Annotated in this window: 12 protein-coding genes; 1 reads left to right on the plus strand and 11 read right to left on the minus strand. The window is 67.1% G+C overall.

Annotated elements, in window-relative coordinates; translation table 11 throughout:
- The first annotated feature begins 11 nt into the window (after positions 1-11).
- The gene (locus NBY65_RS27915) at positions 12-977 is read left to right on the plus strand and encodes a D-2-hydroxyacid dehydrogenase (protein WP_150038853.1); all 966 of its coding nucleotides are present in this window, start codon (positions 12-14) and stop codon (positions 975-977) included.
- Positions 978-1,052: 75 nt separating this feature from the next.
- Here NBY65_RS27915 and dnaE read toward each other — a convergent pair whose 3' ends face one another.
- The 11 genes from dnaE to nuoL all read right to left on the minus strand — a co-directional run bounded on the left by dnaE (position 1,053) and on the right by nuoL (position 16,912).
- Positions 1,053-4,472 (minus strand): DNA polymerase III subunit alpha, encoded by a 3,420-nt coding sequence (gene dnaE, locus NBY65_RS27920; protein ID WP_150038854.1) that lies wholly within the window; start codon positions 4,470-4,472, stop codon positions 1,053-1,055.
- Between the two features lie 212 nt (positions 4,473-4,684).
- Positions 4,685-5,368 (minus strand): ABC transporter ATP-binding protein, encoded by a 684-nt coding sequence (locus NBY65_RS27925; RefSeq protein WP_150038855.1) that lies wholly within the window; start codon positions 5,366-5,368, stop codon positions 4,685-4,687.
- Positions 5,361-6,614, minus strand: a complete 1,254-nt coding sequence (locus NBY65_RS27930; RefSeq protein ID WP_150038856.1) for a lipoprotein-releasing ABC transporter permease subunit — start codon at positions 6,612-6,614, stop codon at positions 5,361-5,363. Before NBY65_RS27930 ends, NBY65_RS27925 begins: the two co-directional genes overlap by 8 nt.
- Positions 6,615-6,752: 138 nt before the next feature.
- Complete coding sequence (gene proS, locus NBY65_RS27935; protein ID WP_150038857.1) at positions 6,753-8,057, minus strand: proline--tRNA ligase; 1,305 nt, start codon at positions 8,055-8,057, stop codon at positions 6,753-6,755.
- 447 nt (positions 8,058-8,504) lie between these two features.
- Positions 8,505-8,765: a DUF1467 family protein gene (locus NBY65_RS27940; protein WP_150038858.1), complete on the minus strand. Its 261-nt coding sequence runs from the start codon at positions 8,763-8,765 to the stop codon at positions 8,505-8,507.
- A 5-nt stretch (positions 8,766-8,770) separates the two neighbouring features.
- Entirely contained in the window at positions 8,771-10,417 is a 1,647-nt protein-coding gene (locus NBY65_RS27945; RefSeq protein ID WP_150038859.1) for a ribonuclease J, read from the minus strand.
- A 36-nt stretch (positions 10,418-10,453) separates the two neighbouring features.
- Positions 10,454-11,266, minus strand: a complete 813-nt coding sequence (locus tag NBY65_RS27950) for a type III pantothenate kinase (RefSeq protein WP_150038860.1) — start codon at positions 11,264-11,266, stop codon at positions 10,454-10,456.
- A gap of 3 nt (positions 11,267-11,269) precedes the next feature.
- Positions 11,270-12,028 (minus strand): biotin--[acetyl-CoA-carboxylase] ligase, encoded by a 759-nt coding sequence (locus tag NBY65_RS27955; protein WP_150038861.1) that lies wholly within the window; start codon positions 12,026-12,028, stop codon positions 11,270-11,272.
- Positions 12,025-13,449, minus strand: coding sequence for an NADH-quinone oxidoreductase subunit NuoN (gene nuoN, locus NBY65_RS27960; protein WP_150038862.1), 1,425 nt, complete (start codon positions 13,447-13,449; stop codon positions 12,025-12,027). The genes NBY65_RS27955 and nuoN overlap by 4 nt, the downstream gene beginning before the upstream one ends.
- Entirely contained in the window at positions 13,449-14,969 is a 1,521-nt protein-coding gene (locus tag NBY65_RS27965; RefSeq protein WP_150038863.1) for an NADH-quinone oxidoreductase subunit M, read from the minus strand. Before NBY65_RS27965 ends, nuoN begins: the two co-directional genes overlap by 1 nt.
- 5 nt (positions 14,970-14,974) lie before the next feature.
- Positions 14,975-16,912 (minus strand): NADH-quinone oxidoreductase subunit L, encoded by a 1,938-nt coding sequence (gene nuoL / locus NBY65_RS27970; protein ID WP_150038864.1) that lies wholly within the window; start codon positions 16,910-16,912, stop codon positions 14,975-14,977.
- Position 16,913: the final 1 nt, after the last annotated feature.

Consider the following 16,913-nt stretch of genomic DNA (forward strand, 5'->3'; position numbering starts at 1 on the left):
GGAGGCCCCTTATGCACAAGATCGTCTTCCTCGACCGCGCCACGCTGGGTCCGCGCGTGGTGCTGCGCCGCCCCGGCTTCGACCACACGCTGGAGGAGTACCAACACACCACCGCCGCCCAGGCCGCCGAACGCCTCGCCGGGGCCAGCATCGCCATCATCAACAAGGTGTCCCTGACCGCCGACACGCTGGCGCAACTGCCGGACCTGAAGCTGATCGCGGTGGCCGCCACCGGCACCGACTGCGTCGACAAGGCGTACTGCCAGGCTCACGGCATCGCCGTCGCCAACATCCGCGGCTACGCGCTGCGCACCGTACCCGAACACACCTTCGCACTGATGCTGGCCTTGCGGCGCAACATCATCCCGTTCCGCGACGACACCCTCGCCGGCGAATGGCAGCGCGCCGGCCAGTTCTGCTTCTTCAACCACCCGATCAACGACCTCGGCGGCGCCCGCCTGGGCATCATCGGCGAGGGCGTGCTCGGCCAGCGCGTCGCCGAAATCGCCCGCGTCTTCGGCATGATCCCCCTGTTCGCCGCCCATAAGGGCGTCAGCGGCCTGGGGCCGCTCTATACGCCCTGGGACGAGGTCCTGGAGACCAGCGACATCATCACCCTGCACTGCCCGCTGACGCCGCAGACACGCAACCTGATCGGCATGACCGAATTCCGCCAGATGAAGCGCCGGCCATTGCTGATCAATACCGCGCGCGGCGGACTGGTCGTGGAGGAAGACCTCGAACACGCCCTCGACGAGGGCCTGATCAGCGGCGCCGGCATCGATGTGACCTCGCCCGAACCACCGCCGGCCGACAGCGTCATCATGCGACTGGCACGGCGGCCCAACGTGATCCTGACGCCACATGTCGCCTGGGCCAGCGACGAAGCCCAGCAAACACTCGCCGACCAATTGATCGATAATATCGAGAACTTTGTCGCCGGCGCGCCCAGCAACCTGGTACTGGGATCGTACTGAGACCTCGGACCGCTCACCAGGAGGCTCTGCCTCCTGGACCTCCGCCAAGGGCCGCAAGGCCCTTGGATCCCATTCCTAAAGATCCTCGACCCGTTCGACGCCAGCGACACCCTTCATCGCCTGGGACAGACGCGGATTGACGTTGAAGCCACCCGGCAAGGTGATCTCCACGTCCTGCGAATCATCGAGCCTTGGCACCAGCACGACCCGGCCCTTGCCCTTGCCCTCGCGCTCCAGCAGCGCCCGGATATGCGGCACGGCCCCCGTCTCGCTCAGCCAGACCCGCATCCCCGCCCCCGCCTGCGCCGCGGCGGCATCCAACGGCGCCACATCATGCGCGGTGATCCGTAATGCCTCGCCTTCCAGGCGAATATCCGCCGTCACCAGCACGGCACTGCCGGCCGCAAGCAACTCCCTCCCCCGTGCCAATACCTCGGAGAAGAAGGTGACTTCGTAGGAGCCGCCACCATCCGATAGCCTGATCCACGCCATGCGGCTGCCGGTGCGGGTGATGCGCTCCTTGCTGCCGATGACGGTCCCAGCCACCTTGACCCGCGCCGCCCCGGCCTGAGCCCGCTGTTCCAACTGATTGCTCGGCACCGCCCCCAGGCGCCGCAGCGCCGCCGCATAAGCATCCAGCGGATGCGCGGTCAGATGGAAACCAATCGCATCGGCCTCGTAGCCGAGCCGGTCCATCGGATCCCATTCCGCTACGTCCGGCAGGCGCAGGCGCTCGGCCTTGCCGCCACCGCCGAACAGGCCGATCTGGCCGCTGTCACGCTCCTCCGCCGTGGACTGCGCCCGGCGCAGGATCATCTCGGCAGCGCCAAAGACACGGGCACGAACCTTGTCCAGGCTGTCGAAGGCACCGGCCCGCACCAGGTTTTCCAACTGCATCCGGTTCAGGTGCTTCGGGTCGATGCGGGCGGCAAAATCCGCCAGATCAGCGAAGTCACGGTCGCCGCGCGCGGCCACCACCGCCTGCATCGCCGCCATGCCGACCTTCTTCACCGCCGCCAGCGCATAGCGGATGCACAGCTTGCCCTCGGCATCATCCTCCAGCGTGAAGTCAGGGCCGGAGCGGTTGATGTCGGGCGGCAAAACGCGAATGCCCAGCCGTGTCGCTTCCTGCCGCAGCGCCGCCAGCTTGTCGGTGTTGTTGATGGCAAGCGACATGCAAGCGGCCAGGAAGGCCACCGGATGGTTCGCCTTCAGCCAGGCCGTTTGATAGGCCACCAGCGCATAGGCAGCCGCGTGGGATTTGTTGAAGCCATAGTCGGCGAACTTGGCCATGAGGTCGAACACCTCTTCGGCCTTCTCCGCCGGAATGCCGCGCCCGGTGGAGCCGGTGACGAAGATCTCGCGCTGCTTCTCCATCTCGGCGCGGATCTTCTTGCCCATGGCGCGGCGCAGCAGGTCGGCGCCGCCGAGGCTGTACCCCGCCATCTTCTGGGCGATCTGCATCACCTGTTCCTGGTAGACCATGATACCGTAGGTCTCTTCCAGGATGTCGCGGATCTCCGGGTGCGGCGCCTCCCATTTCTCGCCCTGCTTGCGCTGGCAATAGGCCGGGATATTGGCCATCGGGCCGGGACGGTACAGCGCCACCGCGGCGATCAGGTCCTCGAACCGGTCGGGACGCATCTGCCGCAGCACGTCCCGCATGCCCTGGCTTTCGAACTGGAACACCCCGCCGGCATCGCCACGCTGCAGCATGTCGTAGGTCGGCGCGTCATCGAGTGGCAGATGCGCCAGATCGACCTCGATGCCGCGCGCATGCAGGAACCCCACCGCCCGCTGCAGGATGGTCAGCGTCGTCAGCCCGAGGAAGTCGAACTTCACCAGCCCCGCCTGCTCCACGTATTTCATGGAGAATTGCGTGACCAGGAAATCGGATTTCGGATCGCGGTAGATCGGCACCAGCTCGGTCAGCGTGCGGTCACCGATCACCACGCCCGCCGCATGGGTGCTGGCGTGACGGTATAGCCCCTCGACCTGCAGCGCGATTTCCAGCAGGCGGCGCACCGCTTCGTCGTCCTGGCGCATCTGCTGCAGCTTCGGCTCGCCGTCGATGGCCTGCTGCAGCGTCACCGGCTTGGCCGGGTTGTTCGGGATCAGCTCGGCGACCTTGTTGACCTGGCCGAATGGCAGGCCGAGCACACGCCCGACGTCACGCACCGCCGCGCGCGCCTGCAGCTTTCCGAAGGTGATGATCTGGGCGACACGATCGGCGCCGTACTCGCCGCGCACATAGGTGATCACCTCGTCGCGGCGGTCCTGGCAGAAGTCGATGTCGAAGTCCGGCATCGACACGCGTTCCGGGTTGAGGAACCGCTCGAACAGCAGATGGAAGCGCAGCGGATCGAGGTCGGTGATGGTCAGCGCCCAGGCGGCGACCGAGCCGGCACCGGAACCGCGCCCCGGCCCCACCGGAATGCCGTGCGCCTTCGCCCACTGGATGAAGTCGGCGACGATCAGGAAGTAGCCCGGGAAGCCCATCTTGGCGATGACGTCGAGCTCATAGGCCAGGCGCTCGCGATAGCGCGTGCGGGTTTCATCGTCGGCCCGCATGGCATCGAGCCGCCGTTCCAGCCCCTCGGTGGCCATGGCCCGCACCGTCTCTTCCTCGGTGCGGCCGGGACGGACCTTCGGGCAGACCGGCAGCAGCGGCTTGCGCGTCTCCGCCATCACCGCGCAACGCCGGGCGATGGCGAGCGTGTTGTCGCAGGCTTCCGGCAGGTCGGCGAACAGCGCCCGCATCACCTTGGCCGGCTTGAACCAGTGTTCCGGGGTGACGCGGCGACGGTCGCGCTCGGACAACAGCCGGCCCTCGGCGATGCAGAGCAGCGCGTCATGCGCCTCGTACATCTCGGGCTTGGCGAAGAAGCAATCGTTGGTGGCGACCAGCGGCACGCCCGCGGCATCGGCCAGCGCGATCAGGCCCGGCTCGATGGCACGCTCGACCGGCAGGCCGTGCCGGTGCAGTTCCATCACCGTGCGGTCGGGGAAGGCTTCGGTCAGCCGGGCGAGCAGGCGTTCGGCCTCGCCCTTCTGGCCCTCGGCGAGCAGCCGCGCGATCGGGCCGTTGGTGCCGCCGGTCAACAGGATCAGCCCATCCGCGCGCTCGCATACGCGCGAGAGCGCCAATTGCGGCTTCAGGCTGGGATCGGTCTCCATGAAGCCGGCCGAGGACAGGCGCTGCAGATTGGCATAGCCCTCGGCATTCTGGGCCAGCAGCACGACCGGGTCCGGCGGCAGGCGCGGGTTGTCCTCGCGGGTGATGGCGATCTGGCAACCGATGATCGGCTGGACGCCCTTGCCCGAGCAGTACTGGGAAAACTCCAGCGCGCCGAACATGTTGCCGGAATCGGTGATCGCCACCGCCGGCATCAACGCCTCCTTGGCGAGCACGGCGAGCTTGTCGGCCTTGATCGCGCCCTCGCTGAGCGAATAGGCGGAATGGACCCGGAGGTGAACGAAATCAGCGTGCGGCATGGCCGCCTTTTACGGCGAAAGCATGAGTCCGGGAAAGCCGCGCGCGGGGCGCCGCCCCTGCACCTGGCCAAGGGCTTCGCCCTTGGAACCCATTTTTGCCCTGTAGCGCGAAGATGTAGGGCGGACGCAGGTCCGCCAACGCAGGCCGGCTACCTCGTGGTGCATCGCGATGGCGGATGACGCTGCGCTCATCCGCCCTACGCCGGCCGACCTTAACTCGGCGCCACCTGCCCGTCGCGCAGCGTCACCGTCCGGTCCATGCGGGCCGCCAGATCCGGGTTGTGGGTCGCGATCAACGCCGCCACGCCTTGGGCACGCACCGTCTGCAATAACTGCTCGAACACCGCAGCGGCAGTGCCGACATCGAGATTGCCGGTGGGTTCGTCGGCAAGCAGCACCCGCGGCGCGTTGGCCAGGGCACGAGCAATCGCCACACGCTGCTGTTCGCCGCCCGAGAGCTTGCCGGGCAGGTGATCCACCCGTGCCGCCAGTCCAAACGACTCCAGCAGGGCGCGTGCCCGTTCGCTCGCCTGCGGACGTGGCTTGCCGGCGATCATCTGCGGCAGCACCACGTTTTCGAGCGCGGTGAATTCCGGCAGCAGGTGATGGAACTGGTAGACGAAGCCGATCCGGTCGCGGCGGATCGCGGTGCGCTCGCCGTCGCCGAGCGCACCGGCGTCGCGGCCAGCGACGAAGACGCTACCACCATCGGGCTTTTCCAGCAGCCCGGCGAGGTGCAGCAAGGTGGACTTGCCGGTGCCCGAGGGCGCGACCAGGGCAACGATCTCGCCGGGGTGCAGCACCAGGTCGGCGCCGCGCAGCACCGGCAGGTCGCCGCCGCCGCTGCGGTAGGTGCGGACGACGCCGCGCAGTTCCAGCGGGGCCGCGTCACTCACTGCGCAGGGCCTCCACCGGATCGGTGCGGGCAGCGCGCCAGCTTGGATACAGCGTCGCCAGCAGCGACAGCACCAGCGCCATCACGATCACCTGCGCCACTTCGTGCCATTGCACCACCGCCGGCAGCTTCGAAAGGAAATAGACTTCCGGGTTGAACAGGTTGGTGCCGGTCAGCCCTTCCAGCCAGTGCCGGATGGTTTCGATGTTGAGGCAGAACACGATGCCGAGCAGCGCCCCCACCAGGGTGCCGGCGACGCCGACGCTGGCGCCGCACAGCAGGAAGATCCGCATGATGGCACCCTGTCCTGCCCCGAGCGTGCGCAGCACGGCGATGTCGCGGGTCTTGTCCTTCACCATCATGATCAGGGACGAGACGATATTGAACGCCGCCACCAGGATGATCAGGGTCAGGATCAGGAACATGACGTTCCGTTCGACCTCGACGGCGGCGAAGAAGCTGTTGTTGCTCTGGGTCCAGTCGACCACCCGCACCGGCTGGCCGGACAGTGCCGTGCGGATCTCGCGGTTCACCACCTGCACCCGGTCGGGATCGGCGGTCAGGACCTCGATCTGGGTGGCGGCGTTGGGTACGCGGAAGAACACCTGGGCTGCTTCCAGCGGCAGGTAGACGAAGCCGGTATCGGCCTCGTTGAAGCCGACCTGGAAGATCGCCACGACCTTGTAGCTGCGGATGCGCGGGATGTTGCCGATCACCGTGGCCTGTCCCTGCGGCGAGATCAGTTGCAACTGGCTGCCGAGTCCGAGCCCGAGGCGCTGGGCAAGGCCGACGCCGATCGCCACCGCGTCGTCGCCCTGGAACTGGTTCAGCGAGCCGACGCGGATATTGTCGGCGACCACGCGCAGCTTGCGCAGGTCGTCCTGGCGGATGCCGCGCACCAGCCCGCCGAGATAGGCGCCGCCGCGTTCGTTGGTCAGCCCGACCTGCCCTTCCACCACGGGGATGGCTGAAACCACGCCCGGCAGGCCGCGCACCCGTGCCGCGAGGTCGTCGAAATTCGCCAGCGGCGCGCCGCCCCCATAGACGCCAAGGTGGCCATTGAGCCCAAGAATCCGCCCCATCAGTTCGATGCGGAAGCCGTTCATCACGCTCATCACGATGATGAGCGTGGCGACCCCGAGGGCGATGCCGACCAGGGAAAAGCCGGCGATGACCGAGACAAAGCGTTCGCCGCGGCGCGCGCGCAGGTAGCGGCCGGCAACGGCGCGTTCAAAAGCATTGAACATGAGATTAACCGGCCTCCGCCGTATGACCCCGTGGCCCCTTGTCATGGGATGCAAGGGCCTGTGGCCCTTGCTGAGGTCCAGGAGCAAAGCTCCTGGTGGGGTCCGGGGCAACGCCCCGGAAGCGGCGGCAGGGCATGCTCAGGCGATCCGCGCCAGCGCGTCCGAGAGGGTCACTTCGGCTCGTTCCCCCGTGGCGCGTCGCTTCAGTTCGACGCGTCCGGCGGCGGCGGCGCGTGGCCCCACGACGATTTGCCAGGGGTGTCCCATCAGGTCGGCATCGGCGAATTTTACGCCCGCGCGATCTTCACGGTCGTCGTACAGTGCCTGTCCGTCGAGTCGGGTGTAGGCTTCCTCGCAGATGGCCTCGCAGGCGGCATCGCCGGCCTTGAGGTTGAGGATGGCGGCTTTCCAGGGGGCCACGCTGTCCGGCCAGATGATGCCGGCGTCGTCGTGGGAGGCTTCGATGATGGCGCCCACGAGTCGGGAAACGCCGATGCCGTAGCTGCCCATGTGCGGGGTGAGGGTCTTGCCGTCCGGGCCGGCGACGGTCAGCCCCATCGGCCCTGAGTATTTGGTGCCGAAGTAGAAGATATGCCCGACTTCGATGCCGCGGCCTTCGCGCTTGTCGGCGACGTTCGCCCAGGCGGCGGTATCGTGTTTCTCGTCGGTGGCGGCGTAGGGCGTGGTCAGGGTTTCGTAGAAGCGGGCGAGGTCCTCGGGCGAATCGAAGGAGAAATCACCGGAGGTCGGGTCGATCTGTTCAAAGGCGCCGTCGTAGTAGACCTGGCTCTCGCCGGTGGGCGCGAGGATGATGAATTCGTGGCTGAGATTGCCGCCGATCGGGCCGGTATCGGCGACCATGGGGATCGCCTTCACGCCGAGGCGCTGGAAGGTGCGCATATAGGCCAGCATCATCTTCCGGTAGGAAATGACGGCGCCTTCATAGTCGAGATCGAAGCTGTAGGCGTCCTTCATCAGGAACTCGCGACCGCGCATCACGCCGAACCGGGGGCGCACCTCGTCACGGAACTTCCATTGGATATGGTAAAGGTTCTGCGGTAGCTCCCGGTACGAGCGAACGGACTGGCGGAAGATATCGGTGATCATCTCCTCGTTTGTCGGCCCATACAGCATCTCGCGATCGTGACGGTCGCGGATCCGCAGCATCTCGGGCCCGTAGGCATCGTAGCGACCGCTCTGCCGCCACAGCTCGGCGGACTGGATGGTCGGCATCAGCAGTTCCTGGGCCCCGGAGGCGTCCTGCTCCTCGCGGACGATCTGGGTGATGTTCTGCAGGACGCGCCAGCCGGCGGGCAGCCAGGCGTAGATGCCCGCGGAGGTTTGCCGCACCAGCCCCGCCCGCAGCATCAGGCGGTGGGAGGCGATCTGGGCCTCCGCAGGGGTTTCCTTGAGCGTCGGCACGAGGCTGCGGGAGAGGCGCATGGCAACAGGGGTCCGTCTGTGAAGGGGCGCCGCGGGGTTCTAGCGAGGGACGCGTCGTCTCGCCAGACGGCAATGGCCGCGCCGGGCGCAAGGAGAAAAAGGCGAATCTATTACGCTACGCAAGCATTGTGCGTCGCACCAGGAACGGCTGCAATAAAATCCCGTTGATGCCACCCTTACGCGAACGAAAATGCGTGACATTACGGGTGCGGGTGCCTAAACAGAAAAAAGGCCCGCGCGCCCATGGCGCAGCGGGCCAAGTTTAGGGAGGAAACGCCAGTCACACGGCAGGATGAGGAACCAACCCTCTTCCTGGCCGTGATGATGGGCTTCGCCATGCGAGGCGTCCAATGAAATCGCACGTCCTTGCGACTGTTTTTTAGCCTTTCAGACAGGAATTGAGCTTAACTCAAGCGATTCCTGCTCGATATTCGGGCACTTTGCCTATTATCCCGGCGGAAGCGCCAGCCAACCCGACCGGAAGTTGATCCAGCCACTGCTGATCACCAGGTAGCAGATCGCCCAGACCACCCCCGACAGCAGCGTCGTCGCCAGCAACTTCAGCCCCATGCGTGGGCGTTCCGGCACGCCGCGCCAGCCCGTGGCCGGGTCGGCATCGGCCATCGGCCGTGTGCCCCAGGGCAGCACGGCGAACAGCAAGGTCCACCAGATCAGGACGTAGAGGCCGATCCCCAGCCACCCGTCCACGGCGCTCAGATCCGCAGCAGCAACACATCCACCAGCGGACGCTTCTGCAGCCGCTTGCCGAGCGCGCGGCGCAGCGCGGTCTTCGCCGCTTCCTGCAACGTGGCATCGTCGCGGCGAATCGGTGCCGGCAGATCGGCGACCGATTCGGCCATTTCGTCGGCGATGCGCAGCATTTCCGGATCCTCGGTCTCGAACAGGCCCGGGGCGGTGAGGCGTGGGCGACCACGCAACCGGCCTGCTTCGTCCACCGCGATCGAGGCAATGGCGACGCCGTTGAACAGCATGCGCCGGCGCGCGCCCATCACCCCGCCGGTCATCGGCACCAGCCGGTTGCCGTCCAGCACCAGCCGCCCGACCGGGGCGCTGTCCACCACCTCCACCCGGCCGGGGGCGAGGTTGAGGATGTCACCATCCTCCAGCAGCACCGAGCCGATGCCGGCCGCCTGCGCCAGTTCGGCGTGCGCGGTCAGGTGCCGCCATTCGCCGTGGACCGGCACGGCGACCGGCGGGCGGACCAGCCGGTACAGCCGGCGCAACTCGTCACGTGCGGGATGGCCGGAGACGTGAATCATGTGGTCGGCGTCGGTCATCAGCCGCACGCCGCGGCGCACCAGGTTGTCCTGCACCGTGATGATGGCGCGTTCGTTGCCGGGAATGACCCGGCTGGAAAACACCACCGTGTCGCCTTCGCCCAGCTCGATGCGCGGGTGCTGGTCGAGCGCGATGCGCGCCAGCGCCGAACGCGGCTCGCCCTGGCTGCCGGTGACGATCAGCAGCAGGTTGTCGTCGGGGATGTCGGCGGCTTCGTCTTCGGTGGCGAAGGGCGGCACCTCTTTGAGATAGCCGCATTCCCGCGCGGCGGCATCGATGTTGCGCAGCGAGCGTCCAACCAGGGCCACCGTCCGCCCGGCCGCCTGTGCGGCCAGGGCGATGGTTTCCAGCCGGGCGACGTTGCTGGCGAAGCAGGTGACCGCGACCCGCCCGCGCAGAGAGCGGACCAGCGCCGTCATCGCCTCGCGCACATCGGCCTCGGAGCCGGAATGGCCTTCCACCAGGGCATTGGTGGAATCGCAGATCATGGCGAGGACACCTTCCTCGCCCAGCTTCGCCAGCGCCGCCTCGTCGGTGCGCCCGCCGACCAGCGGGTCGGGATCGAGCTTCCAGTCGCCGGTGTGCAGCACCGTGCCGACATGGGTGCGGATCACCAGCGCCTGCGCCTCGGGGATCGAGTGCGCCATGTTGATGAATTGCAGCCGGAACGGCTCGAGCGTGAAGCTGCCGCCGGGCGGAATCACCCGCAGCGGCACTTCGCTGATAAGTTGCGCCTCCCCGAGCTTGCGCCGCAGCACCGAAGCGGCGAACGGGGTCGCGAAGACCGGGCAGCGCAGCGACCGCCACAGATGCGCCACCCCGCCGAGATGGTCTTCATGCGCATGGGTCAGCACCAGCCCGACCAGCCGGTCCCGGCGCTCGGCGATGAACGCCGGGTCGGGCAGCATGATGTCGACCTCGGGATTGGCGGCCCCGCCGAAGCCGATGCCGCAATCCACCGCGAGCCATGCCTCGCCACAGCGATATAGATTCAGGTTCATGCCGATCTCGCCGGTGCCGCCCAGCGGCACGAAGGCAAGATCCGAGTTTGCCCGCGTCATTCCCTTGCCCGGTCCGGCTACCCGGTCCCGCTCCGTTCAATCATGGTCCGGCAGCAGCCGCGTCCGGTCGCGGCTCAATTTGGGGATCGGGTTCCGCTCCGCCAACAGCCGCAGCCCGTCCAGGGTCAGGTCGGGATCGATGTACTCGATGATCATCGTTCCCTCGGCCAATAACGGGGCGAGCCCACCGGTGCCCACCACCTTCAAAGGTGCACCGTACTCGGCCTGGATGCGCGCGACCATGCCCTCAATCATCGCGACATAGCCCCAGTAGACGCCGGACTGCATCGCCGAGACGGTGTTGCGGCCGATCACCGCCTGCGGCCGGCCGATGCCGATACGCGGCAGGCGGGCGGCGGCACGGTGCAGCGCCTCGATCGAGAGGTTGATGCCCGGCGCGATCACCCCCCCCAGATAGGCACCGTCGACGTCGACCACGTCGAAGGTGGTGGCGGTGCCGAAATCGACCGCCACCAGCGGCCCCTTGTACTTGTGATGGCCGGCAAGCGCGTTGAGCAGCCGGTCCGCCCCCACCTCGGAAGGGCTGTCCACCTTGATCTGGAAGCCCCAGTTCACGGTGGACCGGGCGATCAGCGGCTCGACATCGAAATAGTCGCGCACCAGTCGGCGCAGGTGGTACAGCGCCGCCGGCACGACGGTGCCAATCACCGCCGCCTTCACCTGGGTGTGCTTCAGGCCGCAATGGTGCAGCAGGGTCAGCAGCCACACCGCATATTCGTCGGATGTGCGCTGCGGCTCGGTGGCGATGCGCCAGGTGCCGCGCCAGTGCGCACCGTCATGCACCGCAACCACCACGTTCGTGTTGCCGGCGTCGATCACCAGCAGCATGGATCAGGCTCCATTTCCCATCGTCACCTCACCGGCGGCGAAGGCGCGCACCCCTTCGCGGGTATGCAGCTTCAGGGTTCCATCCTCGCCCAGCCCGGCAAACGTGCCGTCCAGAATACGATCGCCGAGCCGCAGCGCCAGATGGGTTCCGTACGCAACGGTGCGTGCCAGGAAAGCGGCGCGCACGGCGGCGAATCCGCCCGCCTCCCCCTCCCCGGCCCGGATGCTGCACCAGCGGTCGATCGCGGCCAGCAAGGTGGCGGCGAAGGCCTCGGGCGCGGGCGGCGGCGCCAGTTCGGCGAGGCAGGCGGTCGGCCGGTCCGTCAGCGCCGGCGCCACGGCGAGGTTGACGCCGAGCCCGAGCGACAGCCAGGCCAGGTTACCCTCCGGGCCGGAGGCGCTCTCGGTCAGGATGCCGGCGAGCTTGCGGCCGGAGAGCAACACGTCATTGGGCCATTTCAGACCGAGCGCCGCGCCTTCCGGCAGATGCGCTGCCAGCGCCTCGGCCAGCGCCACCCCGGCCAGCAGCGACCATTGCGCGGCCCCCTGCATCGTCCCACCCGGGCGCAGCAGCACGCTGAGGAACAAATTGCCCTCCGCCCCCTGCCAGGGACGCAGCCTTGTGCCGCGCCCGGCGGTCTGCCGGCGCGCCAGGATGGCAAGGCCGCCGGGCGCCCCTGATTCGGCGCGCCGGCGGCACAGATCGGCGGTGGACGGAAGCTGGTCGTGAACCTCGAGCCGCCAGCCGGCGGGGACTGTCACCCCGCCAGCGCCTTGGCCGCTGCCTCCGCCGCGGCCACGAAGGGCGCGGGAAAGAGGAAGAAGAAGGTGGTGAAGACCGCCGAGAGGGCGGCGACCACCGAGAGGGCGCGTGGGCGCGCGTCGAACGCCTCCACGGGGGCGTCGAAATACATCACCTTGACGATACGAATATAGTAGTAGGCGCCGATCACGCTGGTCAGCACGCCGATCACGGCGAGCGTCCACAGCCCCGACTGCACGGCCGAGGTAAAGATGAAATACTTGCCCCAGAAGCCGGAGAAAGGCGGGATGCCGGCCATGCTGAACATGAACACCGCCATGGCCAGGGCCATGCCGGGATCGGTCCGCGCCAGGCCGGAGAGATCGGAAATCTGCTCCAGCATGCGGCCGCGGCGGCGCATCGCCAGGATGATGGCGAAGGTGCCGAGGTTCATGAACACGTAGGTGAGCATATAGATCAGCACGCCGCGGATGCCCGCCTGGCTGCCGGCGGCCAGCCCGATCAGCGCGTACCCCATGTGGCCGATGGAGGAATAGGCCATCAGCCGCTTGATGTTGCGCTGGCCGATCGCGGCGAGCGAGCCGAGCAGCATCGACAGGATCGAGATCAGCACGACCACCTGCTGCCACTGCCCGAGCAGGTCGCCGAACGGGGTCGCCATCGCCCGCACCAGCATCGCGATCGCGGCCACCTTGGGGGCGGTGCCCAGGAAGGCGGTGACCGGGGTCGGCGCGCCTTCATAGACGTCGGGGGTCCACATGTGGAACGGCACCGCCGAAACCTTGAAGGCAAGCCCGGCGAGCAGGAACACGATGCCCACGATCAGGCCGGGGGACGCCTTGGCCGGATCGCTCAGCGCCGAGGCGAGCTGGGCGAAATCCATCGTGCCAGTGAAGCCGTAGACCAGCGAGATGCCATAGAGCAGCAGGCCGGAGGCGAGCGAACCGAGCACGAAATACTTGAGCCCGGCCTCGCTGCTGCGCACTTCGTCGCGGGCGAAGCTGGCCAGCACGTAGATCGCCAGCGACTGCAACTCCAGCCCCACGTACAGCGTCATCAGGTTCGACGCCGAGACCATCAGCATCATGCCGACGGTGGCATACAGGATCAGCACCGGGAACTCGAAGCGGCGCATGTTGGCATGGGCGGCGTAGTCGAGCGAGACGATCACGCCCAGCGCGGCGGCGGCGAGCACCAGCACCTTCACGAAGCCGCTGAAGGCATCGCTGGTGAACTGGCCTTCGTAGGCGGCCCCTTCCCCGCCGGCGATCACCAGGATGGCGGCGAGCAGGAAGGCGCCGACGGTCAGCCAGGAACAGAGCTGGAAGGTGTCATCCCCCTTGCGCAGCACGCCGAAGACCAGGATGGCCATGCCACAGAGGGCCAGCACGATCTCGGGCAGAGCGAGGTACCAGTTCATCAGTGCAGCACTCCGGCGAGCTTGGTGGCGGCTTCCAGTGCGGCCTGGTGCCGCTGCACCATGGCGCCGACGGCGGCATCCCAGAAACCAGTGAAACTGGCGGGATAGACGCCCATCCACAGGGTGAGCAGCACGAGCGGCGCGAATACCGCGACCTCGCGCGGCGAGAGGTCGAGGATGTCGCGCAGGTCGGCACGGGTGATCGTGCCGAAGATGACACGGCGATACAGGTAGAGCATGTAGGCCGCGCCGAGGATCATGCCGAGCGAACCCAGCAGGGCCAGCCAGAAATTCACCTTGAGCGCGCCGACCAGCACCAGGAACTCGCCGACGAAGCCAGCGGTGCCGGGCAGGCCCATGCTCGCCATCATGAACAGCATGAAGGTGAAGGCATAGGCCGGCATGCGGTCGGCCAGCCCGCCATAGCGGGCGATCTCACGGCTGTGGATGCGGTCGTAGACCACGCCGACAACAAGGAACAGCGCGCCGGAAACCACGCCGTGGCTGAGCATCTGGAACAGCGCGCCGGAAATGCCCTGCACGTTGAAGGTGAAGATGCCGATCGTCACCACGCCCATGTGGGCGACCGAGGAATAGGCGATCAGCTTCTTCATGTCGGTCTGCGCCAGCGCCACCAGCGAGGTGTAGATGACGGCGACAACCGACAGGGCAAAGATGAACGGCGCGAAGCTCGCCGAGGCCTGCGGCAGCATCGGCACCGAGAAGCGCAGGAAGCCGTAGGCCCCCATCTTCAGCAGCACCCCCGCCAGGATGACGGAGCCCGCGGTCGGCGCCTCCACATGCGCATCCGGCAGCCAGGTGTGCACCGGCCACATCGGCACCTTCACCGCGAAGGAAGCGAAGAAGGCCAGGAACAGCCAGGTCTGCATCGAGGCCGGGAAGGCCGTCTGCAGCAGTGTCGGGATGTCGGTGGTGCCGGCGGTGTACCACATCGCCAGCAGCGCCAGCAGCATCAATACCGAGCCCGCCAGCGTGTAGAGGAAGAACTTGAAGGCGGCATAGACCCGGCGCGGACCGCCCCAGACCCCGATGATCAGGTACATCGGGATCAGCACGCCTTCGAAGAACATGTAGAATACGACGAAGTCGAGGGCACAGAACATGCCGACCATCATCGTCTCGAGAATCAGGAAGGACAGCATGTACTCGCGCACGCGCGAGGTGATCGCCTCCCAGCTCGCCAGGATGCAGATCGGCGTCAGCGCGGTGGAAAGCAGCACGAACAGCACCGAGATGCCGTCCACGCCCATCTTGTAGGTGATGCCCCATTGCGGCAGCCAGGACAGGCTCTCGATGAACTGAAAGCCGGGATCGGCGGTGTCGAAGCCGAACCAGAGCACCAGTGAAAGCAGGAACACGATCAGGCTGGTCCAGAGCGCGGTCCAGCGGGCGTTGGCAGCGACGGTCGCCTCGTCGCCGCGCACCGCCATGATGACGGCCCCGCCCACCAGCGGCAGCCAGGTGATCAGCGAGAGCACGGGAAAGCCGGCAGCGTTCATGGCACTCACCCGAGCACGAACAGCAGGAGGACGATCATGCTGAGCACCACGAGGCCGATCAGCATGGCGAAGGCATAGGCGGCTAGGGAGCCGGTCTGCAGCTTCACCACCTGCGCGGAGCTGTCCGTGGTGAGCGAGGCCACGCCGTTGGGCACGCCGTCGATGATGGTGGCATCGCCGACCTGCCAGAGCACCCGCGCCAGCGCCATGCCGGGACGGACGAACACAGCGTTATAGAACTCGTCGAAATAGTATTTGTTCAGCAGCATCTGGTAGATGCCGCGATGGCGCGCAGCCAGCTCGCCGGGGATCTCCGGTCTGAGCATATACAGCGCGTAGGCGGTGGCGATGCCGAGCAGCCCGACGATCGCCGGCGCCAGCCCGACCAGGGCCGGCAGCTCGTGCATCTCGTGCAGCACGTGGTTGTCGGGGGCGAGCTGGATCGATTGGCCCCAGAAATGCGTCCAGTCCGGGCCGAGCAGTTGTTCGTGGAAGCTGAAGCCGGTGACGATCGCGCCGATCGCCAGCAATACCAGTGGCCCGGTCATCACCCAGGGGCTTTCGTGCACATGCTCCATGGTGTGGTGGTCGGCCCGGGGCTTGCCGTGGAAGGTCAGGATGATCAGGCGCCAGGAATAGAAGGCGGTCAGGAACGCCGCGATCAGGCCGCACCAGAACCCGTACTGCCCGACCGTCGAGCCCGAGGCCCAGGCAGCTTCGAGGATAGCGTCCTTCGAATAGAAGCCGGCGAAGGGCCACACCCCGGCCAGCGCCAGGCTGCCGACCCACATCACGCCGTAGGTGAGCGGGATCTTCTTCCAGATGCCGCCCATCCGCCGGATGTCCTGCTCGTCGGACATGGCATGGATCACGCTGCCCGCGCCGAGGAACAGCAGCGCCTTGAAGAAAGCGTGCGTCAGCAGGTGGAAGATCGAGGCCTGGTAGGCGCCGACGCCGGCGGCGATGAACATGTAACCGAGCTGCGAGCAGGTGGAATAGGCGATCACCCGCTTGATGTCGTTCTGCACGCAGCCGATGGTGGCGGCGAACAGCGCGGTCGAGGCGCCGATGAAGGCGACGAAACCAAGCGCGCCCGGGGCGAAGTCCAGCACCGGCGAGAACCGCGCCATCAGGAACACGCCGGCCGTCACCATGGTCGCGGCATGGATCAGCGCCGAAACCGGGGTCGGCCCTTCCATCGCATCGGGCAGCCAGACATGCAGGCCGAGCTGCGCGGATTTGCCCATGGCGCCGATGAACAGCAGGATGCCGATCACCTCGTAGGCGCGCCAGGTGCCGCCGAGCACGCTGTAGACGTCGTTCTGGTGCTGGCCGACAGCGCCGAAGATGGTGGCAAACTCGATCGAGCCGAAGGTCCAGAAGACCAGCGCGATGCCGAGCGCGAAGCCAAGGTCGCCGATACGGTTGACGACGAAGGCCTTGATGGCGGCGGCGCAAGCCGAGGGACGGTCGTACCAGTAGCCGATCAGCAGGTAGCTCGCCAGCCCGACGCCTTCCCAGCCGAAGAACAGTTGCAGCAGGTTGTCGGCCGTCACCAGCATCAGCATGGCGAAGCTGAACAGGCTCAGGTAGCTGAAGAAGCGCCAGATGGTCTTGTCATGGCTCATGTAGCCGACGCTGTAGATGTGGATCAGCGTGGCGACGGTGGTGACCATGGCGACCATGGCGGCGGACAGCGCGTCGTAGCGCAGCGCCCAGTCGACGTGGAAGCTGCCGGCTTCCACCCAGGTGCCGAGCGACACCACGCCCGGCGCGGCGCCGAGATAGATCAACTGGACGAAGGCGGTGACCCCGCAGATCGAGGCCAGCACCATGCAGAGAATGGTGACCGCCTGGGCAGCCCGGTCTCCGATGGCCTTGCCGAACAACCCGGCGATGGTGGAGCCGAGCAGCGGCGCGAAGACAGCGACGGCGAACAGCATC

This window comes from Rhodovastum atsumiense, from assembly GCF_937425535.1.
In the GTDB taxonomy this organism is placed as follows: Bacteria; Pseudomonadota; Alphaproteobacteria; order Acetobacterales; family Acetobacteraceae; genus Rhodovastum; species Rhodovastum atsumiense.

What these genes read in the sequence shown, in the direction of transcription:
- NBY65_RS27915 (WP_150038853.1), top strand. Translation starts at nt 12, where the DNA reads ATGCACAAGATCGTCTTCCTCGACCGCGCCACGCTGGGTCCGCGCGTG.
- nuoL (WP_150038864.1), bottom strand. Translation starts at nt 16,912, where the DNA reads ATGCTGTTCGCCGTCGCTGTCTTCGCGCCGCTGCTCGGCTCCACCATC.
- dnaE (WP_150038854.1), bottom strand. Translation starts at nt 4,472, where the DNA reads ATGCCGCACGCTGATTTCGTTCACCTCCGGGTCCATTCCGCCTATTCG.
- nuoN (WP_150038862.1), bottom strand. Translation starts at nt 13,449, where the DNA reads ATGAACTGGTACCTCGCTCTGCCCGAGATCGTGCTGGCCCTCTGTGGC.
- NBY65_RS27930 (WP_150038856.1), bottom strand. Translation starts at nt 6,614, where the DNA reads ATGTTCAATGCTTTTGAACGCGCCGTTGCCGGCCGCTACCTGCGCGCG.
- NBY65_RS27945 (WP_150038859.1), bottom strand. Translation starts at nt 10,417, where the DNA reads ATGACGCGGGCAAACTCGGATCTTGCCTTCGTGCCGCTGGGCGGCACC.
- NBY65_RS27965 (WP_150038863.1), bottom strand. Translation starts at nt 14,969, where the DNA reads ATGAACGCTGCCGGCTTTCCCGTGCTCTCGCTGATCACCTGGCTGCCG.
- NBY65_RS27950 (WP_150038860.1), bottom strand. Translation starts at nt 11,266, where the DNA reads ATGCTGCTGGTGATCGACGCCGGCAACACGAACGTGGTGGTTGCGGTG.
- proS (WP_150038857.1), bottom strand. Translation starts at nt 8,057, where the DNA reads ATGCGCCTCTCCCGCAGCCTCGTGCCGACGCTCAAGGAAACCCCTGCG.